A 21931-nucleotide genomic window follows, 5' to 3' on the forward strand; every position below is an offset into this window, starting at 1 on the left:
GGTCTTCAGGCGGCGCGGCCGGGCGCGGTGGCGTCCGGCGCGGCGGCGAGGTGGTGGCGCAGGGTGCCCAGCAGGGCGTCGAAGGCGCCGTGGGCGGCGTCGTCGGTGCTGCGCGTCCGGTCCCAGGCGAACCGGACCAGGAGGTCCTCGCCGTGCGAGGCGGACACCGCGAACGGGGCGGTGAGCGGGCGTCCGGCGAGGTGGGTCTCCCGGCCCGGCGTCCCGCCGAGCACCAGCGGCGGACGCCGGTGCAGGTCCTCGAAGGTGAGCAGGCCGTCCAGGGCGCCGGACCAGCGGGAGCCGGCCGAGCGCGCGGCGTGCACCACCTCGTCGAACGGGGTGTCGGCGTGGTCGAGGTCGTCCCACCAGGAGGCGCTGAGCCCGTCCAGGTCGGCCGGGCTCGCGGCGGCGGGGTGCACCAGCGTGTTGAGGAAGCAGCCCAGCGCCGCAGGCGCGCCGGGCGGGCGCCCGCCCCACGGGTAGCCGAGCGCCGCGCCGTTCGCGGCCCCGGCGCCCGGCAGGCGGCCGGCGGCGGCCGAGACCGCGTCCAGCAGCGCGGGGAAGACGGCGCCGCGGGCCGCGCCGGTGGCGGCCGGGAGCCGGCGGGTCAGCATGCCGGTGTCCGGCGGGCCGGCGGCCCGGCCGGGCGGCGGGGCCGCGCCGTCCCCCGCGAGCCGGCCGAGCCGGGCCCCCCAGTGTGCGAACGCGGCGGGGGAGGAGGCCCGGACCTCGGCGGCGAGCTGGAGCTCCACCGCCTCGCGGTAGGCGGCGAGGCCGGCCGCGGGCGTCGGGCCGTCGGGCCGGTCCGCCGCGTACAGTTCGGCCAACTCGGCGGTGACGGTGCCGAGTGACTGTTCGTCACAGGCCGCGTGGTCCAGTGCGACGGCGAGCAGTTCCTCGTCCGGCGCGGTCCCGCGCGCCAGCAGCAGCCGCAGCGGCGGGCCGGCCGCCGGCCAGGCGAGCAGCGCGTGGCGCAGCGCGTCCTCGGCCGTCCCGCCCGGCGGCACCGGGATCTCCCGTACGTCGGCCGAGGGGTCGCCGAGCCGCAGGACGGGCGTGCCGCGTAACGCGGCCAGGCTGCCGCGCAGAGCCGGGTGCCGCCCGGCCAGCCGGACGGCGGCGCGGCGCAGTCGGGCCGTGTCCACCGTCCCGTGCGGGTAGCCGAAGAACAGCGGGACGACGTCGGGGCGCCCCTGCGGGTCCAGGCGGCGGGTCAGGGCGAACCGGCGCTGGGCACCCGTGAGCGGGAGCAGTTCGGCCGAATCCGCGGCCACGGTACGGAATCGGGTGAGATAGGCGGCGGTGATGCTGGCGGACACAGGGGTATCTCCGCTTCGGTTCCGGGGTCAGAGGGTGGATGCCGCGTCGGCGGCCCGGGGCGTGGCGCCCTCGGTGGAGTCGGCGGCCCGGGTGGTCTCGCCGGTCTCGGCGGCCGGGAGGTCCCGCAGCCGCCGGAGCGGTGAGAGCAGCAGGGGCAGCGGCACGGTGAGGAAACCGGCGGCGCAGACCCAGAGGGCGGCCCGGGGCCCCGCGGCGGTGGCGATCGTGCCACCCGCCAGGGCGCCGAGCGGGAGCGTGCCCCAGACCAGGAAGCGGACGGTGGCGTTCATCCGCCCCAACAGGGCCGGTGGGCAGATCACCTGACGGAAGCTCACCTGGGCCACGTTGTAGACCACGGCGCCGAAGAACACCACCGCCGAGCCGGCCGCGAACACCGGCGCACCGGCCCCGCCGGCGGAGAGCGGCCAGAGCAGGGCGAACGGCGCGGTGACGGTGACGGAGAGCCAGATCAGCCTCGCTTGCCCGAACCGCCGGGCCAGCGGCCCCGCGCACAGCGCGCCGGCCAGACCGCCCACGGCCGAGGCGGACAGCAGCAGGCCGATCGCGGCGGGGGAGAGGGCGAGCACCCGGACCCAGAACAGCGTCTGCACGGCGAGCAGCAGGGCGGAGAAGAAGTTGGAGGCCGCGGTGGCCGCCGCGATCACCCGCAGCAGCGGGCGGCGCAGCACGAACGACAGGCCCTCGGCGATGTCGGCCCGCAGCGAGCGCCCGGGGACGGGTTCGGGGCGGGGCTGTTCGGTCCGGACGCCCAGCAGCAGGAGCGCCGAGGCGAGGTACCCGAGGGCGTCGGCGGCCATCGCGAGCGGTGCCCCGAGCAGTTGCACGAGGACTCCGCCGAGCCCCGGACCGGCGACCTGCGAGGAGGAACGCACCGTCTCCAGCGCTCCGTTGCCCGCGACCAGCTGCTCCCGGGGCAGCAGCCGCGGCAGGAGGGACTGGTGCGCCACGTCGAAGAACACGGTGGCCACCCCGGTGACCAGTGCCACCAGGTAGAGCTGGGCCATCGTCAGCAGGCCTGCGGCGGCGGCCAGCGGGACGGAACCCACCGCCAGGCAGCGCACCAGGTCGGCGCGGACCAGCACCGGCAGGTGGCGCATCCGGTCCACCCAGGCTCCGGCGGGCAGGCCGACCAGGAGGAAGGCGGCGGTCTCGGCCGCGGTGAGCAGGCCGACTTGTAAAGGGGAGGCGTCCAGCCCCACCACCGCCACCAGGGGTAAGGCGACCAGGGTCACCTGGCTGCCGAGCTGGCTCGCGGCGGCCCCGGACAGCAGGTACCGGAAGTCGTGGTGGCGCAGGAGGGCGCCTCCGACGAGGCGCTGAATGGCGTTCACCTGTGTGACTGTCGGTCAAGAGTGCTGCGGTGGGCAACCGGTGGGAACGATTCCGGACTTCCCGGCGGCAAGTGACCCGAATCACTCACCGGACCTGACGCCTGATCATGATCACGTCGAGCGGATGCCCGGTCCGAGCGGAACGGCAAGCGCCGACTGACCTGACGGTCGGTCGGGTCCGGCCCGGGCGGCGTCCGTTCTTCGGGGATGCTCGCACCGTCCATCGAACGTATGTGTTCAAACTTGGCTTGATTGAGTGCAAACTTATGGTTTATTAACCTCTATTTTGAGGTTATGTGATAGCTCGTCACATCTTTCACCGCAGTCCCAGCCGCGTGAGGCAGTGCCCACACCAAAGGGGTGCGTGGATGTATCCCACGCACCCCTTTGGTGTGCCAGGCCGGCCGGGCCGGCGGCGGTCACTCGTCCAGCAGGAGCCTCTCCAGGGCGGCCCGGGCCCGGGCGTCGGAGCGGGCGCGGGCGGCCAGCGCGGCGGCCAGCGTCCCGGCCCACTCGTCCAGCGGCACCGGCTTGCGCGAGAGCACCACGCCCCGGACGATCGTGGCGATTTCGCCGGCCGGACGGCCGTGCGCCAGGGTCAGGACGAGCCGCCGGTCGTCCAGCGACACCTCCAGCCGCTCGACCTTGCCCGCGCGGCCGGCCAGCCGGTCGCTCATGCTGCGCTTGTGCTCCAGCGCCACCGAACCGGGCGGCAGCGCCTCGGCCAGGGCCCCGGTCAGCACCTGGGCGTAGACCTCCAGGTCGGCGGAGTCGCGGCGCAGCGCCGCCGCCAGCAGCTCGATCGAGGCGCCGCCACCGGGCGGCTCCGGCAGCTCCGGCAGCCCGCCGGCCGGGTCCGGTGCGCCGGGCAACGGGTCCTGCTCGCTCATGGAATTCCCTGCACTCTCGTACGTCGTCGTCTACTGCGGTGTCCGGCGCGGTTGCTGACGCCGGATCAGCCGTCCAGGCTGAGCACCATCGTCGGACGCTCGATCTGGTGGTCCTCGCGCAGCGGCCGTACGGCGGTGCCGATCGAGAAGAACTCCGTGGTGTGCCCGCCCCAGCGGTGGTTGTGCGCGTTGAGCTGCACGCCGACCACACCCTCGGCGTTCAGTTCCTCGGCCTCCGCCTGCATCCGGCTCATCGCGAGCTCGCGGGCGTCGTACAGCGCCTGGGTGAACTGCTCGATCTCGACGTTCTTGCCCAGGTTGGAGAAGACCGCGCCCATCTTCTGGTGGGCGATGTGGTAGACGCAGGTGCCCATCACCATGCCCAGCGGCGCGTACCCCGCCCGGATCAGCGTCCAGAAGTCCTGGCCCGAGAGGTCCGAGGTGAACGGCAGGCCCTTGTTGTTGAGCCAGCTGCCGCCGCCGGGCGCCGGGTTGTCCGCCTTGACGGCCGTGCCGATCGCGATGAACTCGGCGATGTCGTTGCCGAACTCCCGGGCCTCGACGGTGAGCCGGACACCCACGATGCCGTCCGCCCCGAGCGCCGCCGCCTCGGCCTCCATCCGCGTCATCGCCAGCTCGCGGGCGTGGTACATCGCCTGGCTGAGCGTGGTCAGCTCCTGGTTCTTGCCCCAGCGCCCGAGCTGGATCCCCACGTGGTAGATCGAGCTGCCCAGGACCAGGCCGATCGGCTTGAACCCCGCCTCGCGCACCAACAGGAACTCGTTCACCGACAGGTCGCTGGTGAAGATCGAACCGGGCTTGCCCGGCTCCAGCTCGGCGAGCCGCCGCATCGCGTCGGCCGGGACTCCCTGAGCCGTCGGGTCGGAACTGGTCATCTGACTACCCCTTCATCCACTCGTACGTACTGATTCCGAAGCTCCACGGCCGTCCTTGCCGGGCAGGACGGACTCACCCCTGGCCGCCGGCGTCGTTCAACTCCGTGACGAGCCGCCGGTACTCCGCCGGGTCGCCGTACGGGCTCGACGCCACCGCCGCCAGCCGCTTGCGCAGCCGGTCCCCGCGGTTGCCCAGCGGCAGCACCGCGAGCGTGCCCGGCCGGGACCCGCCCGTCTCGAACCGCGCGACCGTCGTGCCGATCATGGTGGCCTCGGCCACGTGGTCCTCCTGCTCGGAGGAGGTGCCGCCGATCCGGCTCGCCGCCCGGAGGCAGCCCTCCCGCCAGACCCGCAGTGTGCCGTTCGCCAGGATGACGCCGTCCCCGCCCCGGCGCGCGCCCTGCCGCTGCAACTGGGTCCGGGCGTCGGCCCGGACCTCGTGCACCAGCTGGCTCCACCCCGTGACCTCGACGTTCTGCCAGGAGTAGGTCTGCCGCTGGGTGCGGTAGTCGTCGTGCCGGACCCCGACGGACATCCCCACCAGCAGCTCCACCGGGACCCACCCGGCCGTCACCAGCTTGGCGAAGCCCTGGCCGTCCAGGTGCGAGGTGAACGGGGTCTTCGACCGGACCGGGCCGTTCGCCCGCACCGCCGTGCCGATCACCTTGAACTCCAGGCAGTTCGGCTGCGCGGGGAAGGGCGCCATGGTCAGCTCGGCGGCGACCACGCCGTCCCCGCCGAGCACGCTGCACTCGGCGGTCATCCGGCCCAGCGCGGTGCGCCGGGCCTGTTCGAACACGTCCACCAGCGCGGCGGAGGGCGCCCCCTGGCCGGACAGCGCCACCGGCGCCGGGCCGGCCCCGCCGCCGAAACTGAAGCCGAAACCCGCGCCGTTGAACAGGCAGTCGTGGTAGCCCCAGTACCGGCCGCTGCGGCCGACGTGGTAGACCGCCGAGCCCATCACCTGGCCGACCGGTTCGAAGCCCACCGCCCGGACGGCCGCGAACTCGCCGGTCGAGAGCGCGGACGACCAGGTCCCGCTCCCGCGCACCTCGGCCATCCGCTCCGCCGCAGCCGGCGGCAGCCCGGCCCCGCTCCATGACTCCGACATATCCGTCATCCACTCCCGTCCGGCGCATGACCCCAGGCCCGTTGCCAGGCACACTAGCCTGCGCCGTTCGCCCGCTGCCCGGCCCCCGGGGAACTGCGTGGCGCCCAGCCGGCCACGCCCCGTACGGACGGCGGCCCGCACCGGCCCCCGCCGGTTCACAGGCCCCCGCCGGCTCCGTCAACCGACACGCGGTCCGCACCCGAACGGGTGGCAATGCGCGAGCCGGCCGCCCGCGGCGGCTAGCCTCCGGTGCCATCATGGCCGGCCCGGACACCCGCACAAGGCACTGGAGCACCGCCGTACTGCTGGCGGCGCTCCTGCTGCTGCTCGGGCTCGCGCACGAGTGCCGCGCGGCCGCCGAGAGCCGTCCGTCGGCCGCCGCCATGGCGACGGCCGATCCGGGCCCGGGCCCGGCCCACATGGCGCACATGGTGCACCTGGCCGACCCGGTGCAGCTGGCCGATCCGGCCCCGGTCGGGGCCGCCCGCCTCGCGCCGCCGCCCGCGCCCGGCGGGGACTGCTGCGCCCCGGCCGACCAGCAGTTCGCCCGGTTCGCCGCGAGCCGGTCCGGGCCGCTGCCGCCGGTCGCCGCACCCGCCGACAGCACGGCCGGGTCCGCCGGACCGGACGCCGTCGGCCCGCCGGACATCCCGCCGCCCGCGGCCGCGACCGGACGCCGCAGACTCACCGCCCTGTGCGTGAGCCGGACCTGACGGCTCTTCCCGGCCGACCCCTTCCGCGGACCTGAGCCCGCCACCCCGCTCAGCAGCTCCGTCGGCATGCCCGCCCGCCCGCGCCTCGGGGCCCGCGCCTCGGGGCCCGCGCCCTGTGCGCGGTTCGCGGTTCGCGGTTCGCGGTGAGCCTGCCGGTGGAGCCTCCACCCCCTTCTGCTCCGGAGTACCCCCATGCCCGTAGACACGTCCCTTCCGGCGGTCACGTCCCGTCCACCGGCCGATGCGGCCGCCGCCGTCGCCACCCCGCTCACCACAGGCTGCGCCCGGCTCGCCGCCCGGCGCGCCCACGCCTGTATCGGCATCAGCCCGTTCAACGGCTACTTCCACGCCGAACGGATCGCCGCGCTGGCCCGCTGGGCGGTATCCGCCTTCGACGCCGTCCATTTCTTCATCCCGGACTCGCTGGCGGCCCACACGCTGGAAGCCGTCGGCTACCCGCCGGAACGCGCGGTCTGGAAGGCCCGCCGCCAGGGTCAGCACCTGCAGAACAAGGTGGTGGCCGCGCTGTCCGCTCTCGCGGTCCCCGCCCCCGAGCGGCTGGTGCTCACCAGCTCGGCCCTGCTCGGCAACCCCCGTTACACCGAGCTGCTCGAAGCGGCGGGCACGCTCTTCGAGCGGGATCCGGGCTTCCGGGCGGCGTGCCTGCAGGCCGCCGACTGGGTCCTGGAGCGCCGCCTGCCGCCGGGCGGGGCCGCCACCGCCGCCCAGCGGCGGACGGCCTGCCGCTACCTGCTGGGCGAGCTGCCGCTCTTCCTCGACACGCCGGGCATCGCCGGGGTCGCCGAGTCGGTCTTCTGCTACCACCAGACGCCGGTCTTCCTGCGGCGGCTTTTCCACCGCGAACTCGCCTGCCGGCCCGTCCCGGGTCAGGGCTACCTCCAGGTCGAATCCGTCGGTCTCGCGCCGCTGCCCCGCGCCGCCGGCTGACCCGCCCGACCGCGCGGGGGTGCCACCGGTCGTGGCGCCTCCCGCGCGGGCTCGTAGGGTGGTGGCGGAAGGGAGCGTGGTGGTGCGCGGGCTGGGGCAGTTGGAAGGCGAGATCATGGACCGCCTGTGGTCGTGGGGACGGCCCGCGAGCGTGCGTGAGGTGGTGGACGATCTCAACCGCACCCGCCCGGTCGCCTACACGACGGTGAACACCGTTGCGGACATCCTGTTCCAGAAGGGCCTGCTGCGCCGGCACAAGGACGGCCGGGCCTGGATCTACCAGCCGGTCCGCTCGCGCGAGGCCCACACCGCGGAGCTGATGCACGAGGTGCTGGGGGAGGGCGGGGATCCGCAGGCGGCGCTGCTGCTGTTCATCGAGAGTCTGGACGAGCGGCAGGCGAGTGCGCTGCGCGGCATCGTCCGGCGGGCCACCGGCGGGGACGCATGATCACGGTGCTGGCCCTGGGGGTCTTCCTCGCCCTGGTCGGCCGGGCCGCGCCGAAGCCGCTGGCCCGCGCGGCCTGGGTGGTACGGGCGCCCCGGCTGGCCGTCGCCGCCTGGGTGGCGCTGCTCGCCGCCGCCGCGATGGGCGCGGCCATGACCGTGCACCAGCTGCTGACCCCGCACGCGCACCGCCCGTTCGGCCTGGCGCGCTGGCTGACCGGTCTCGGGGACGTTCCGCCGGCCGGTGCCGGGGGGCACGTCGAGCCGGTGCTGCTGGCGCTGGCGGTGTTCTGCGCGGCGGCCGGGGTGGTCGGCGCCGGGTGGGTGCGGGCCGGCCGGGCCCGGGTACGGCACCGGGCGGTGCTGGACCTGGTCGGCCGTCCGGCGGGGGACGGACCCTGGCTGGTGGTGGAGGACACCCGGGCGGCCGCGTGGTGCGTGCCCGGCCGGGGTGGCCGGATCGTGTTCACCCGGGGAGCGCTGGACCGCCTGACCCCCGGGCACCGGGCCGCCGTCCTCGCGCACGAACGGGCCCACCTGGCCGGGCGCCACCACCTGCTGGTGGCCGGGGCCGTGGCACTGGGCCGCGCGCTGCCGTGGTTCCCGCCGGCCCGGCTGGCGGCCGAGCAGGTGCCTGTACTGCTGGAGATGGCGGCGGACGACGCCGCCCTGCGGGTGACCACGCCGCAGGTGCTGGCCGAGGCACTGTGCGCGGTGGCGGCGGGCCCCGCGCCCGGCGGGGCGCTCGCGGCCGGGGGGCACGCTGTGGTGGCGCGGGTCAAGCGCCTGCTGGTGGCGGGCCCCGGCCTCCGGGCCGTGCAGCGGGGGGCGGGCTGGGCCGTGGTGGTGCTGCTGCCGACGGTGCCGGTGCTGCTGGGCTGCGGTCCGTAGCGCTGCGGCGCTGTGGCGCCCGCCCCCGGCCGGGGGCGGCTTGCGCTGCCCCACCCCCCATCTACTAAGTTACTTAGAAGAAGAGCGGCCGGGGTCCCCCGTCCCGTGGAACGGCCCTGCCCGCCGACGCGTGCGGCGGGCGGCAGCAGAAGGAGCCGGCGGACTCGATGGGGAACCGACGCAAGCCCAGCCCGCCCAGCCGCACCCGCCTCGCGGTGCTGACCACGGCGGCGGCCGGAAGCGCCCTGCTGGGCACCGTCGGCGGGGCGCACGCCGACCCGAAGCCGGATCTCGCCACCGTCCAGGCGCAGGTCGACAAGCTGTACTCCGACGCCGAGGCTGCCACCGAGAAGTACAACGGCACCAAGGTCCGGCAGCAGCAGCTCCAGGCACAGACCGGCCAGTTGCAGGACCGGGTGGCCGCCGGCCAGGACCGGCTGAACCTGCTGCAGACCCAGCTCGGCGCGGTCGCCGCCGCCCAGTACCGCAGCGGTGGCATCGACCCCACCGTGCGGCTGATGCTCGACTCCGACCCCGCGACCTACCTGGAGAGCGCCTCCGCCCAGGACCGGGCGGCGGCCACCCAGGCCGAGGCGCTCGCCGCCCTGCGCAGGGAGCAGCGCAAGCTGGACCAGGACCGCTCCGAGGCGGCCGCCGCACTCCAGCAGATCCAGGACGTCGGCACCCGGCTCGCCGCCCAGAAGGCGGACGTCCAGGGCCGGCTCGCCGAGGCCCAGGCCCTGCTGAACACCCTGAGCGCCGCCGACCGGGCCCGGATCAAGGCCCAGGAGGAGGCCAAGACCCAGGCCGACGCCGCGGCCCGCGCCTCGCGCTCCGCCGACCGCCCGGCCCACAGCGGCTCGACCGACAGCGGCTCGACCTACAACGGCCCGGCCACCGGCCGTGCGGCGGCCGCCGTGCAGTTCGCCTACGCGCAGCTCGGCAAGCCGTACGAGTGGGGCGCCACCGGCCCGTCCACCTTCGACTGCTCCGGTCTGACCGGCGCCGCCTGGCGCGCGGCCGGGGTCTCGCTGCCCCGGGTCTCGCAGGACCAGTGGAACGCCGGCCGGCACGTCGCGAAGGCCGACCTGCAACCGGGCGACCTGGTCTTTTTCTACTCCGACCTGCACCACGTCGGCCTCTACATAGGCAACGGCCAGATGATCCACGCTCCCCGCACGGGCGAGAACGTGAAGATCCTCGACATCGACTACATGCCCTCCTATCAGGGTGCCGTCCGCCCCTGACCCGCTCTCCCGCCCCGGCGGCAGGGGCCGCTCGGGGCGTACCCGTACGTACCCGCGGGTGGGTGGCAGGTGGGCGGGCAGGCCGTGCGGCGCCGGGCCGCTCCCGGTGGCGCGGGACCGGCGCGAGGCGAAGGGTGAGGCGTCGCCGCTTCCGCTTGTGCCCAGTTCCCCCCCGGGGTCTTCGGCCGTCCGGTGCCGCCTGCTGCCCTTTGGGGCAGTCCTGGTCCGGCGGTTGCCGGCGGGGCTGCTCCCGGTGCCGGCGTCCCGATCCGACTGTCCGTCAGAACCCCTGGCAGCGCGCGCAGATGGACCGACCGGCCCTTCGTTCGGGTGTTACGGCAGTGGCTGTCGATAGTCTTGACATGAACGCGCAACTTGGGCTTAACCTGTCGGGCACTACCCGCCAGTAGCGTCAATCTACAACCGGACAGCGGAATCGCGCGAGGGTGCCTCCGACCAATGCCACGAAGGCACTTCGCGATCGAAGGTGCCTCTGGCATTGCCACGGGGGTGCTTCGCGATGCGCTGCGCCGAGAGTCGTTCGTGCCCCCCCCGCCGCGCCGTCAGACTCACACCGGAGAGCCCATGAGGTCCGCCGCACCGCCGACCGCACCGCCGACCGCACTGCTGACCGACCTCGTCATCGGCCTCACGCCCTTCCACCAGCCGGACGCCGGGCTCGCCGAGGCCGTCTGCCGTGCCGGTGCACTGGGCGTGCTGGACCTCGGGGTGGGTGACCGCCGCGCACGTGAGGAACTCGCCACGCTCCGAGGGCGGTTCACCGGCCGGTTCGGTGTCCGGGTCGGCCCGGGCTGTCGGCTCACCCCCGGCGAACTGCGCCCGCCCGGCGGTGCCGGGCCGGACACCGTGGTGCTGGCCGGGGACGCCCCCGGCTGGGACACGGCCGAACTGGCCGGCGCGTACCGCCTGCTGGCCGAGGTCACCGACCTTGCGCAGGCGCTCTCCGCCGTCCGCGCCGGGGCGCACGGGCTGATCGCACGCGGCAGTGAGAGCGGTGGCCGGGTCGGCGAGTTGAGCACCTTCGTGCTGCTCCAGCAGCTGCTGGCCGCGCCGGGGATCGGGGTGCCGGTCTGGGCCTGCGGCGGCATCGGCCTGCGCACCGCCGCAGCGGCGGTGGCCGGCGGGGCGGCCGGAGTGGTGCTGGACAGCCAGCTCGCGCTGCTGGCCGAGTCGGCGGTGCCGCAGGAGGTCGCGGCGGCCGTACGAGGCATGGACGGATCCGAGACGGCGGTGGCCGACGGGCACCGGACGCTGGTGCGGACCGCTCCGGGTGGTTCGGCCGGCCCGCAGCTGATGGTCGGTCAGGACGGCTTCCTGGCCGCGAGATTCGCCGAGCGGTGGAGAACGGCCGGGGCAGCGGTCCGCGCCGTCCGGGAAGCCGTGCTGGACGGGCTGCGGGCGGCCGCGGTGCCGGGCGCGGCGACGGCGCTGCTCGGGGCCGGAGCACCGATGAGCCGGGCGCTGGGCACCGCACTGCCGGTGGTCCAGGGCCCGATGACCAGGGTCAGCGACCAGCCGGGCTTCGCGGCCGCGGTGGCCGGGGCGGGCGGCCTGCCGGTGGTGGCACTCGCGCTGGCCGGCCCGGAGCAGACCCGTGAGCTGCTCGGGCTGACCGCCGCCGCCGTCGGCGGACGGCCATGGGGCGTAGGGGTGTTGGGCTTCGCGCCGGAGGAGGTGCGGAGCGCCCAGCTGGCCGAGGTACTGGCGGCGCGGCCCACCCACGCGGTGATCGCGGGCGGGCGTCCCTCGCAGGCCCGGGTGCTGGAGGAAGCGGGTGTCCGGACCTTCCTGCACGTGCCCTCCCCGGGCCTGCTCAAGCAGTTCCTGGAGGACGGGGCCCGCCGGTTCGTCTTCGAGGGGTCGGAGTGCGGCGGCCACGTCGGACCCCGGCACAGCTTCCCGTTGTGGGAGGCGCAGTTGGCGGTGCTGGAGGACTTCCTGGCCGCCGCGCGGGACAGCCCGCAGGTGGAGCTGCTGTTCGCGGGCGGGGTGCACGACGAGCGTTCGGCCGCGATGGTGGCGGCGCTGGCCGCACCGCTGGCCGGCCGGGGGGTGGCGGCCGGGCTGCTGATGGGCACGGCGTACCTGTTCACCGAGGAGGCGGTGGCCCACGGCGCCGTCCAGCCGCAGTTCCAGCGGCAGGTGCTGGCGGCGCGCGGGACGGAGCTGTTGCAGACGGCGCCCGGGCACGCCACCCGGTGTGTCGCGAGCCCTTTCACAGCGGAGTTCGAGCGGACCCGGGAGCGGCTGCGGGCCGAGGGCGTGCCCGAGCGCGAGGTCTGGGAGCGGCTGGAGCACCTGAACGTCGGCCGGCTGCGGATCGCCAGCAAGGGCCTGGACCGGGTGGCCGGAGAACTCGCCGGGGTGGACGAGCAGGGGCAGTTGGAGCGGGGCATGTTCATGGCCGGCCAGGTCGCCGTGCTGCGCTCGGCCACCACGACGCTGGCCGGGCTGCACACCGCCGTCGGCACCGGCGCGGCCGGGTTCCTGGCCGCCCGGGCCGCCGGCCTGGTGGAGCGGCTGGGCCTGGCGCCGGAGCCCGTGGCGGAGCCGGAGCCGGCCCCGCTGGAGATCGCCGTGATCGGCATGGCCGGCATGTTCCCGGGAGCCCCCGACCTGCCCGCGTTCTGGGCGAACGTGGTCGGCGGAGTCGACGCGGTGACGGAGGTGCCGGTCGAGCGCTGGGACCCGGCGCTGTACCACTCGGCCGACGGCGCCCCCGGCAGCACACCCTCCAAGTGGGGCGGCTTCCTGCCGAGGATCCCGTTCGACCCGCTGGCCTACGGCATCCCGCCGGCCGCGCTCGGCAGCATCGAACCGGTGCAGCTGCTCGCACTGGAGGCGGCCCGGCGGGCGCTCACGGACGCCGGGTACGACGGCGGGGGAGCGGACGGCGGCCGGGAGTTCGACCGCGCCCGCACCAGCGTGGTGTTCGGCGCGGAGGCCGGCAGCGACCTGTCGAACGCGGGCGTGCTGGGCGCGGTGCTGCCGGCCTACCTGGGTGCTGTGCCGGAGGCGATCGCCGAGCAGCTGCCGAAGCTCACCGAGGACTCCTTCCCCGGCATGCTCTCCAACGTCATCTCCGGCCGGATCGCCAACCGCCTGGACCTGGGCGGCGCCAACTTCACCGTGGACGCGGCCTGCGCCTCCTCGCTGGCGGCACTGGACGTGGCCTGCAAGGAACTGGCCTCCGGGACCAGCGACCTGGCCCTGTGCGGCGGCGCGGACCTGCACAACGGGATCAACGACTTCCTGCTCTTCGCCTCGGTGCACGCGCTCTCGCCGACCGGCCGCTCCCGCCCGTTCGACGCGTCGGCGGACGGCATCGCGCTGGGCGAGGGGGTCGGCTGCCTGGTGCTGAAGCGGCTGGCGGACGCGGAGCGGGACGGCGACCGGGTGTACGCGGTGGTCCAGGGGGTCGGCAGCGCGAGCGACGGCCGCTCGCTCGGCCTGACGGCGCCCCGGCCGGAGGGGCAGCGGCTGGCACTGGAGCGCGCGTACCGCAGCGCCGGGACCGGCCCGGCCCGGGTCGGGCTGGTCGAGGCGCACGGCACCGGCACGGTGGTCGGCGACCGTACCGAACTCGCCGTGCTGACCGAGGTGTTCACCGAGGACGGCGCCGCCCCCGGGAGTTGCGCGCTGGGCTCGGTCAAGTCGCAGATCGGGCACACCAAGTGCGCGGCCGGCCTGGCCGGCCTGATCAAGGCCTCGCTGGCGCTGCACACCGGGATCAAGCCGCCCACCCTGCACCTGGAGCGGCCGAACCCGGCCTGGGAGGCCGACGGCAGCCCGTTCGCCTTCCACGCCGAGGCCCGCCCGTGGGCCGCCGCACCGGCCGAACGGCTGGCCGGCGTCAGCGCGTTCGGCTTCGGCGGCACCAACTTCCATGCGGTGCTGCGCGGTTACGACGGACCGACACCGGTGCACGGGCTCCAGGAGTGGCCGGCCGAACTGTTCACCTTCCGGGGTGCCGACCGGCCGCGGGCGCTGCGCGGGGTCGCGGAGCTACTGCGGCTGGCGGTGGCCGACGGCTCGCCCTGGCGGCTGCGCGACCTGGCGCTGGCCGCCTCCCGGCGGGCGGAGTCGGCACTCGGCCCGGTCCAGGTCGCCGTGGTGGCCTCGGACGTCGCCGAGCTGGTCCGGCTGCTGCGCGCCGCCGAGGCCGGAGCGGACGCCGACGGGCTGTACCTGGCCGGGGAGGCCGCCGGACAGCCCGGCGAGGTGGCCTTCCTCTTCCCCGGGCAGGGCAGCCAGCGCCCGGGGATGTTCGCCGAACTGTTCGCCGCCTTCCCCGGGGTGCAGCGCCACCTGCGGCTCGGCGCGGCGTACGCGGACACGCTGTACCCGCCGCTGGCCTTCACCCCCGAGGCGCGGGAGGCGCAGCGCACCGCCGTGACGGACACCCGGGTGGCCCAGCCCGTGCTGGGGATGGCCGGCCTGGCGGCGTTCGAGCTGCTGGCCCTGGCCGGGGTGCGCCCGCAGCTCGCGGGCGGCCACAGCTACGGCGAACTGGTCGCGCTCTGCGCGGCGGGCGCGCTGGCCGCCGAGGACCTGCCCTCGCTCGGCGCCGACCGGGCCCGGGCGATCCTGGACGCGGTCGGCGAGGGCGGCGACCCGGGGGCGATGGCGGCCGTGGCGGCCGGGGCCGAGGAGGTCGAACGGGTGCTGGCGGCCGGCGGGCTCGCGGGCCGGGTGGTGGCGGCGAACCACAACGGGCCCCGGCAGACGGTGGTGTCCGGCGCGACGCCGGAGCTGGCGACCGCGATCGGGCTGCTGCGCGAGGCCGGGTACGGCGTGAAGCGGCTGCCGGTCGCGTGCGCCTTCCACAGCCCGCTGGTGGCCGGCGCGGGCGCGAACTTCGCCCGGGCGCTGGCGGCCCGGACGGTACGGGCGCCGGAGTTCCCGGTCTTCGCGAACCGGACGGCGGCCGCCTACCCGGCCGACCCGGCCGGGGTGCGGGCCGAGCTGGAGGCGCAGATCGGCGCACCGGTGCGCTTCGTGGCACAGGTCGAGGCGATGTACGAGGCGGGCGCCCGGGTGTTCGTCGAGGCCGGCCCCGGGTCGGTGCTGACCCGGCTGGTGTCGGCGGTGCTCGGCGACCGGCCGCACCGCGCGGTGCCGCTCGAAGGACGCCGCCGTGGCCTGCCCGGCTACCTCGACGCGCTCGCCGGGCTCGCCGTCGCGGGTGTCCCGGTGCGGACCGACCGGCTGTTCCGCGGCCGGGACGCGGTGGACGCGGGCCGGGCGCGCACACCGCGCCGGCCCGGCTGGACGGTGGACGGGCAGCTGGTGCGCACCGCTGCCGGAGAACTGCTGCCCGGTGCGCTCGCACCGGCCCGACCTGTACCGGAGGCGCTGATGACAGCCCAGGCACCGCACCCGAACGGCGATGCGCTGGTCTCGGAGTTCCTGCGCAGCAGCCGGGAGCTGATCGCGGCCCAGCGCGACGTGCTGATGACCTACCTCGGCGGCGCCGGACAGCTGCCCGCCCCGCTCGCCCCGGCCGCCGCGCAGCTGCCGGCAGTGGCCGCGGTACCGGTGCCCGCCGCGCTCGCCCTCACCCGGCCGGAGCCGGTGGCCGCAGCGCCGGTGGCAGCCGTGCCGGCCGTCGCGCCCGTAGCGCACGTGGCTCCAGTGGCGGCGCCGGTCGGCGAGGAGGACGTGCTGCGCGCGGTGGTGGAGGTGATCAGCGAACGCACCGGCTACCCGGCCGACATGATCGAGCCCGACCTGGACCTCGAAGCCGACCTCAGCATCGACTCCATCAAGCGCACCGAGATCATCGGCCAGCTCGCCCGCCGCCTCGGCGACGCGCAGGGGCTCGGCGCCCTCGGCGGGCTCGCCGACGAGCAGGTGGAGGAGCTCTCCCGGGCCCGCACCGCCGCCGCCATCACCGCCTGGCTCACCACCCGGCTCGGCGCGCCCGCACCCGCGCCCGCGCCCGCCCCGGCGCCAGTCGCTGCCACGGAGCCGGCCGCCGCCCTCGAACCCGGCACGGCCGAACCCGGCACGCCCGAGGCCGCCCGGCCCGAGGCCGTCCTGCCGGAGGCCGCGCCGCCCGTCGCGGGCCACGAGCCGGTCCGGCTGGCCTTCGAAGCCGTACCGCTCGCCGAGCCGGCCGGCGCCCCCGAGGCGCTGGCGGGCAGGCGCTTCGCCCTGCTGGGGGAGGACGGCCACGGCGTCGGCGCGGCCCTCGCCGCGCGGCTGACCGCCGTCGGCGCGCAGCTGCTGACCGTACCCGCGGGACACGAACTCTCCGCAGCGGACGGCCCGTTGGACGGCGTGCTGCTCCTCGACCCGCTCGCCGGGCACGGCGCACCGGTGCTGCCCGGCGGCGTGCCCGCGCTCCAGGCCGCACTGGCCCGCGCCCCCAGATGGCTGTTCGCCGTCCGCGCGGTGTCCCGGCCGGACCACGGCCGGGCGGACGGGCTGCGCGGGCTGTTCCGCACGCTGGCCCGGGAGTACCCGGACAGCTCGGTGCGGCTGGTCGAACTCGACCCGGCGGATCCGGCGCGGGCCGCCGGCCTGCTGCTCGCGGACCTGCTCGCGGACGACCGCGAGCCGGTGGTGCTGCACCGTCCGGCCGGGCGCCAGGGCCTGGCGCTGGTGGAGCGCGGCCTCGGGCTGCTCGGCAGCACGGGGGCGGGGCCCGCCGGTGACGGCGTGGCGGAGGCCGCCGCGCTGGGGCTCGACCGGGAGGCCGTGGTGCTGCTGGTCGGCGGGGCGCGCGGGATCACCGCGCGGTTCGCGGCGACGCTCGCCTCGGCCGGCCGCTGCCGGCTGGAGCTGCTGGGCCGTACCGCGCCGCCCGAGGGTCCGGAGGACCCGGCGACGGCAGGCGCCCGCGACCGGTCCGCGCTGCGGTCCGCGCTCGCCCGCCAGGGCGTACCGCTGCCCGAGGTCGACGCCGCCGCCTCCCGGCTGCTGGCCGGGCGCGAGGTCGCGGCGACCCTCGGCGAACTGTCCGCGCTCGGTTCGCAGGCCCGCTACCGGGCGGTGGACGCGGCCGATCCGGCGGCGCTGCGCCAAGCGGTCAAGGAGGTGTACGCCGAGTACGGCCGGCTGGACGGCGTGGTCTACGCGGCGGGCGTGATCGAGGACAAGGTGCTCGCCGAGAAGGACCCGGAGTCCTTCCGGCGGGTCTTCGCCACCAAGGCGGACGGCGCCAGGGCGCTGCTGGACGCGCTGGCCGAACTGCCCTCCGGGCCGGGCTTCACGGTGCTCTTCGGCAGCATCGCGGCCGCGCTGGGCAACCGGGGCCAGGCCGACTACGCGGCGGCCAACGACGCGCTGGAGGAGCTGGGCGCCCGCTGGTCGGACCGCACCGGACGCCGGGCGCTGACGGTGCACTGGGGCCCCTGGGCACCGGCGGGCGCGCACGGCGGCATGGTGTCCGAGGAGCTGGCCCGGGACTACGTCCGGCGGGGCGTCCGGCTGATCGACCCGGAGGCCGGCACCCTGGCACTGCTGCGCGAACTCGCCTGGGGCGAGCGGTCGGCGCGGGCCGTGGTCTACACCGCCTCGGGCTGGTGAGCGTCCCGATGCAGCGGGCAGCCACCCCGGTGGCCGTGGTGGGCATGGCCGTCCTGCTGCCGGGGGCCCCCGACCTGGCGGCCTACTGGCGGAACCTGGTCGAGGGGGTCGACGCGGTCACGGACGTCCCCGAAGGGCGCTGGGACGCGGACTACTACGATCCGGGCGGCGCCACCGGACCGGCCGCGCCGGACCGGCTCTACTGCCGGCGCGGCGGCTTCGTGGACGGGCTGGCCGAGGTGCAGCCGACCCGGTTCGGCCTGATGCCGAGCTCGGTCGCGGGCACCGAGCCCGACCAGCTGATCGCGCTCCAGGTGGCCGCCGCCGCCATCGCCGACGCGGGCGGCCCGGAGCGGCTGCCGGACCGCGACCGGATCGGGGTGGTGCTCGGCCGGGGCGGCTACCTGACACCGGGCCTGGTCCGGCTCGACCAACGGGTGCGCAGCGCGCACCAGGTGGTCCGCACCCTCGGCGAGCTGCTGCCGGACCTGACGCCGGGCCAACTGGAGAAGGTGCGGGCGGCGTTCACCGACCGGCTCGGCCCGGACCGGCCCGAGTCGGCGATCGGCCTGGTGCCCAACCTGGCCGCCTCCCGGCTGGCCAACCGGCTCGACCTGCGCGGGCCCGCCTACACGGTGGACGCCGCCTGCGCCTCCTCGCTGGTCGCCGTCGACCAGGCGGTCGGCGAACTGGCCACCGGCCGCTGCGACCTGGTGCTGGCGGGCGGCGTGCACCACTGCCACGACGTCACACTGTGGAGCGTGTTCGCGCAGCTGCGGGCGCTCTCGCCGAGCCAGCGGATCCGCCCGTTCCACCGGGACGCCGACGGCCTGCTGGTCGGCGAGGGCACCGGCGTGGTGGCACTCAAACGGCTCGCCGACGCCGAGCGGGACGGCGACCGGGTGTACGCGGTGATCCGGGGCACCGGCGTGGCGAGCGACGGCCGGACGGCAGGCCTGGCCAGCCCCGACCCGGGCGGCCAGGCCCGCGCCGTCCGGGCGGCCTGGCGGGCGGCCAGGCTCGACCCGGCGGCGCCCGGCGCGCTCGGGTTGCTGGAGGCCCACGGCACCGCCACCCCGGCCGGTGACGCGGCCGAACTCGCCACCCTGGCCGAGGTGTTCGGCCCGCCGGCCGGGGCGGAGCGGGCCGTGCTCGGCTCGGTGAAATCCATGATCGGCCACACCATGCCGGCCGCCGGCGTGGCCGGCCTGGTCAAGGCCGCGCTGGCCGTGCACCACGGCGTCCTGCTCCCCACCCTGCACTGCGAGGACCCGCACCCGGCACTGGCCGGCACCCGGTTCCGCACCATCGCCACCGCGCGGCCCTGGGAGACCGGCCCCGCCGGGGCGCCGCGCCGGGCCGGCGTGAACGCCTTCGGCTTCGGCGGCATCAACGCCCACGTGGTGCTGGAGCAGGCCCCGGGCCCCACCCGGACCGGCCGCCGCGCCGCCGTGTCCGTCGCCGAACCCGAACGGGTGCTGCGGCTGGCCGCCGACGGGCCCGAGCGGCTCGCCGACCTGCTGGCGGCCGAGGACTCGGCGCTGCTGGCCGCCGCCGAGGCGGAGCCGGCCGCCGGCGCGCCGCGCTGCCGGGTGGCGGTGGCCGACCCGACGCCGAAGCGGCTGGCCCTGGCCCGCCGGGCGGTGGCCCGGGGGCGGGCCTGGCGCGGGCGCGGGGACGTCTGGTTCTCGCCGCAGCCGCTGCTGGCGGCCGGCGGCGGCCGGGTCGCGTTCCTCTTCCCGGGCCTGGAAGGTGAGTTCGCCCCCCGGGTGGACGACGTCGCCGACCACTTCGGCCTGCCCCGCCCGCTCCCGGCGGACGCCGCCTCGGTCGGTGACGTCGGCCGCCACGGCGTCGGCGTGGTCGCCGTCGGGCGGCTGCTCGACACGGCGCTGCGCCGGATCGGCGTCCGGCCGGACGCCGTGGCCGGGCACAGCGTCGGCGAGTGGACCGCCATGATCGCGGGCGGCCTGTACTCCGGCGCCTCGGTGGACGCCTTCCTGGCCGCCTTCGACCCGGACTCGCTGCGTGTCCCCGGGCTGGCCTTCGCCGCGCTCGGCGCCCCCGCCGAGCGGGTGCTCGAAGCGCTCGCGACGCTCGACGGCATGTCCGAGGTTGTCCTCTCGCACGACAACGCGCCGCAGCAGTCGATCGTCTGCGGTCCGCAGCAGCCGGTCACCGAACTGGTCCACCGGTTCCGCGCCCGCGGCGTCCTCGGCCAGGTGCTGCCGTTCCGGTCCGGTTTCCACACCCCGATGCTGGCCCCCTACCTCGGCCCGATCCGGCAGGCCGCCGACCTGTTCGAGCTGCACCGGCCGACCGTGCCGGTCTGGTCCGGGACGACCGCCGCGCCCTTCCCGCAGGCCGAGGCGGCCGTCCGCGCGCTGTTCCTGCGCCACCTGCTGGAGCCGGTACGGTTCCGGCCGCTGGTCGAGGGGATGTACGCGGCCGGGTTCCGGGCGTTCGTCCAGGTGGGGACGGGGCAACTGGCCTCGCTGGTGGGGGACACCCTCGGCGAACGGGCGCACCTGGCGGTCGCGGCCAACTCCCCGCACCGCGACGGGCTGGCGCAGCTGCGCCGGGTGGCCGCCGCGCTCTGGGCGGACGGCGCCGAACCGGACGCGGCCGCCCTGCGGCCCGCCGCCGTCCGGCCCGCCGCGCCGCAGCGCCCGCACCCGGCGGTACCGCTGGACCTCGGCGGCGCGCTCGTCTCGCTGGACCCGGCCGTCCTCGGCGCGCTCCGCGCCGACCTGGCGTCCGCCCGCGGGACCGGGCCCGGCCTCGCCTCGCTCGCCGACCGCTCCCCGGTCGCCGCCGAACTGGACGCACTGCTGCGCGAGACCGAGCGGACGGCGGTCGAACTGATCGGCGCCGGCCGGCCGCCGACGGCGCCCGCCGCACCTGTGACCGCCGTGCCTGCGACCGCCGCACCCGAAGCCGAAGCCGGGCCCGCGCCCGTCAGCCGGCTCCGGGTCTCGCTCGACACCATGCCCTACCTGCTCGACCACTGCTTCTTCCGCCAGCGCCCCGGCTGGCCCGACCCGCTGGACCGCTGGCCCGTGGTCCCGGCCACCACCATCGTCCAGCACCTGGCGGACGCCGCCGAGCGGGCGGTGCCCGGCCGACTGGCCACCGGGCTCAGCGAGTTGCGGTTCGGGCAGTGGGTGCCGGCCGCCACCGGGCTGGACGTCGACATCACCCTGGAGCAGGCGGGCCCGGGCCGCCTCGCGGCCGCCTTCGGCGGATTCGCGCGCGGCGTGGTCGAACTGGCCGAGCGCCATGCGCCCGCGCCCGCCCCCTGGCCGGTCGACCCCTCGGCCGAGCGGACGCCGGAGCTGACCGCCGCCGGGCTCTACGACCAGCGGTGGATGTTCCACGGCCCGGCGTTCCAGGGGCTGACCGAGCTGACGGCCCTCGGGGAGTCGCACGTACGCGGTGTGATCACCGCACCGGCCGCCCCCGGCGCGCTGCTGGACAACGTCGGCCAGCTGCTCGGCTACTGGATCATGGCGACCCGGACCGAGCGGACGGTGGTCTTCCCGGTCGGCATCCGCCGGCTGCGCTTCTACGGCCCGCCGCCGCGACCGGGCACCGAGTTGCAGTGCCACATCCGCATCACCGGCCTCACCGACACCGTCCTCGAAGCCGACGCGCAGCTGCTGTCCGGCGGCGCCGTCTGGGCAGAGGCGCACGGCTGGCAGGACCGCCGCTTCGACAGCCACCCCGAGACCAGGCCGGTCGAACGCTTCGTCGAGCGCAACACTCTCTCCGCCCCGCAGCCCGGCGGCTGGGTGCTGCTGCACGAACGCTGGCCCGACCTCGCCTCCCGCGACCTGATCATGCGCAACCACCTCGGCACCGCCGAGCGGGCCCGGTACGAGCGGCAGCCGCCGCGCGGCCGCCGGGCCTGGCTGCTGGGCCGGATCGCCGTCAAGGACGCGGTGCGGCGCCTGCTCTGGCAGCAGGGCGAGGACGCGGTGTTCCCGGCCGAGATCGAGGTGCTCAACGAGGACTCCGGCCGCCCCCGGGTGGCCGGGCTGCACGGCCGGACGCTGCCGGAGCTGGAGGTGTCGCTCGCCCACCGGGCCGAGGCGGCCGTCGCGCTCGTCCGGCCGCGCCGACCCGGCGGCGGGCCCGGCGCCGGCATCGACCTGGAGGAGGTCGTCGAGCGCCCGGCGGAGACCCTGCGGGTCGCCCTCGGCCCGGCGGAGCTGGAGCTCCTGGAGCGGTGCCGGCGAAGCCACGGCGGCTCCGAGGCGCTCTGGTTCACCCGGTTCTGGGCGGCCAAGGAGGCGGCGGCCAAGAGCGAGGGCACCGGCCTGCGGGGCAGGCCGCGCGACTTCGCCGTGGTCGCGGCCGAGCCGTCCGAGCTGACGGTGCTGGCCCACGGACCGGCCGGGCCGCGCACCCACCGGCTGCGCTGCACCGGGCTCGGCAGCCCGCCCGGCCTGCCGGAGCGTACCTACGTCGTCGCCTGGACCCCGGCCGACGGCGACGACAGCGACGAGAGGACAGCAGCCAAGTGACCGTCAGCGAGCAGACCGTGGACCTGCAACCGCCCACCG

12 protein-coding genes are annotated in these 21931 nt (G+C 76.5%); 7 read left to right on the plus strand and 5 right to left on the minus strand.

The genetic code is table 11. From position 1 onward, the window contains the following. Positions 1-5: 5 nt before the first annotated feature. From ABD330_RS04340 to ABD330_RS04360, 5 genes are all read right to left on the minus strand, one after another. On the minus strand, positions 6-1319 hold the full coding sequence (locus ABD330_RS04340; RefSeq protein WP_344460872.1) for a non-ribosomal peptide synthetase: 1314 nt from the start codon (positions 1317-1319) through the stop codon (positions 6-8). A 27-nt stretch (positions 1320-1346) separates the two neighbouring features. After that, entirely contained in the window at positions 1347-2672 is a 1326-nt protein-coding gene (locus tag ABD330_RS04345) for an MFS transporter (protein WP_344460874.1), read from the minus strand. 419 nt (positions 2673-3091) lie between these two features. Beyond that, entirely contained in the window at positions 3092-3562 is a 471-nt protein-coding gene (locus ABD330_RS04350) for a hypothetical protein (protein WP_344460876.1), read from the minus strand. 65 nt (positions 3563-3627) lie between these two features. After that, the gene (locus ABD330_RS04355; RefSeq protein ID WP_344460878.1) at positions 3628-4458 is read right to left on the minus strand and encodes a heavy metal-binding domain-containing protein; all 831 of its coding nucleotides are present in this window, start codon (positions 4456-4458) and stop codon (positions 3628-3630) included. 73 nt (positions 4459-4531) lie between these two features. Next, the gene (locus ABD330_RS04360; RefSeq protein ID WP_344460880.1) at positions 4532-5569 is read right to left on the minus strand and encodes a heavy metal-binding domain-containing protein; all 1038 of its coding nucleotides are present in this window, start codon (positions 5567-5569) and stop codon (positions 4532-4534) included. 257 nt (positions 5570-5826) lie between these two features. Here ABD330_RS04360 and ABD330_RS04365 point away from each other — a divergent pair, with 257 nt between their 5' ends. From ABD330_RS04365 to ABD330_RS04395, 7 genes are all read left to right on the plus strand, one after another. Further along, the gene (locus tag ABD330_RS04365; protein ID WP_344460882.1) at positions 5827-6282 is read left to right on the plus strand and encodes a hypothetical protein; all 456 of its coding nucleotides are present in this window, start codon (positions 5827-5829) and stop codon (positions 6280-6282) included. Between the two features lie 192 nt (positions 6283-6474). Beyond that, positions 6475-7230, plus strand: a complete 756-nt coding sequence (locus ABD330_RS04370) for a tRNA-dependent cyclodipeptide synthase (RefSeq protein ID WP_344460884.1) — start codon at positions 6475-6477, stop codon at positions 7228-7230. 82 nt (positions 7231-7312) lie between these two features. Continuing rightward, positions 7313-7678 (plus strand): BlaI/MecI/CopY family transcriptional regulator, encoded by a 366-nt coding sequence (locus tag ABD330_RS04375; RefSeq protein WP_344461085.1) that lies wholly within the window; start codon positions 7313-7315, stop codon positions 7676-7678. Further along, positions 7675-8565: a M56 family metallopeptidase gene (locus ABD330_RS04380; protein WP_344460886.1), complete on the plus strand. Its 891-nt coding sequence runs from the start codon at positions 7675-7677 to the stop codon at positions 8563-8565. The genes ABD330_RS04375 and ABD330_RS04380 overlap by 4 nt, the downstream gene beginning before the upstream one ends. A 167-nt stretch (positions 8566-8732) precedes the next feature. Beyond that, positions 8733-9812: a C40 family peptidase gene (locus ABD330_RS04385; protein WP_344460888.1), complete on the plus strand. Its 1080-nt coding sequence runs from the start codon at positions 8733-8735 to the stop codon at positions 9810-9812. A gap of 585 nt (positions 9813-10397) precedes the next feature. Further along, positions 10398-17366 (plus strand): SDR family NAD(P)-dependent oxidoreductase, encoded by a 6969-nt coding sequence (locus ABD330_RS04390; RefSeq protein ID WP_344460890.1) that lies wholly within the window; start codon positions 10398-10400, stop codon positions 17364-17366. An 8-nt stretch (positions 17367-17374) separates the two neighbouring features. After that, positions 17375-21892: a beta-ketoacyl synthase N-terminal-like domain-containing protein gene (locus ABD330_RS04395; protein ID WP_344461087.1), complete on the plus strand. Its 4518-nt coding sequence runs from the start codon at positions 17375-17377 to the stop codon at positions 21890-21892. The last annotated feature ends 39 nt before the right edge of the window (positions 21893-21931 follow it).

This window comes from Kitasatospora kazusensis (assembly GCF_039529945.1).
In the GTDB taxonomy this organism is placed as follows: domain Bacteria; phylum Actinomycetota; class Actinomycetes; order Streptomycetales; family Streptomycetaceae; genus Kitasatospora; species Kitasatospora kazusensis.

What these genes read in the sequence shown, in the direction of transcription:
- ABD330_RS04350 (WP_344460876.1), bottom strand. Translation starts at nt 3,562, where the DNA reads ATGAGCGAGCAGGACCCGTTGCCCGGCGCACCGGACCCGGCCGGCGGG.
- ABD330_RS04355 (WP_344460878.1), bottom strand. Translation starts at nt 4,458, where the DNA reads ATGACCAGTTCCGACCCGACGGCTCAGGGAGTCCCGGCCGACGCGATG.
- ABD330_RS04360 (WP_344460880.1), bottom strand. Translation starts at nt 5,569, where the DNA reads ATGTCGGAGTCATGGAGCGGGGCCGGGCTGCCGCCGGCTGCGGCGGAG.
- ABD330_RS04365 (WP_344460882.1), top strand. Translation starts at nt 5,827, where the DNA reads ATGGCCGGCCCGGACACCCGCACAAGGCACTGGAGCACCGCCGTACTG.
- ABD330_RS04370 (WP_344460884.1), top strand. Translation starts at nt 6,475, where the DNA reads ATGCCCGTAGACACGTCCCTTCCGGCGGTCACGTCCCGTCCACCGGCC.
- ABD330_RS04380 (WP_344460886.1), top strand. Translation starts at nt 7,675, where the DNA reads ATGATCACGGTGCTGGCCCTGGGGGTCTTCCTCGCCCTGGTCGGCCGG.
- ABD330_RS04385 (WP_344460888.1), top strand. Translation starts at nt 8,733, where the DNA reads ATGGGGAACCGACGCAAGCCCAGCCCGCCCAGCCGCACCCGCCTCGCG.
- ABD330_RS04390 (WP_344460890.1), top strand. Translation starts at nt 10,398, where the DNA reads ATGAGGTCCGCCGCACCGCCGACCGCACCGCCGACCGCACTGCTGACC.
- ABD330_RS04395 (WP_344461087.1), top strand. Translation starts at nt 17,375, where the DNA reads ATGCAGCGGGCAGCCACCCCGGTGGCCGTGGTGGGCATGGCCGTCCTG.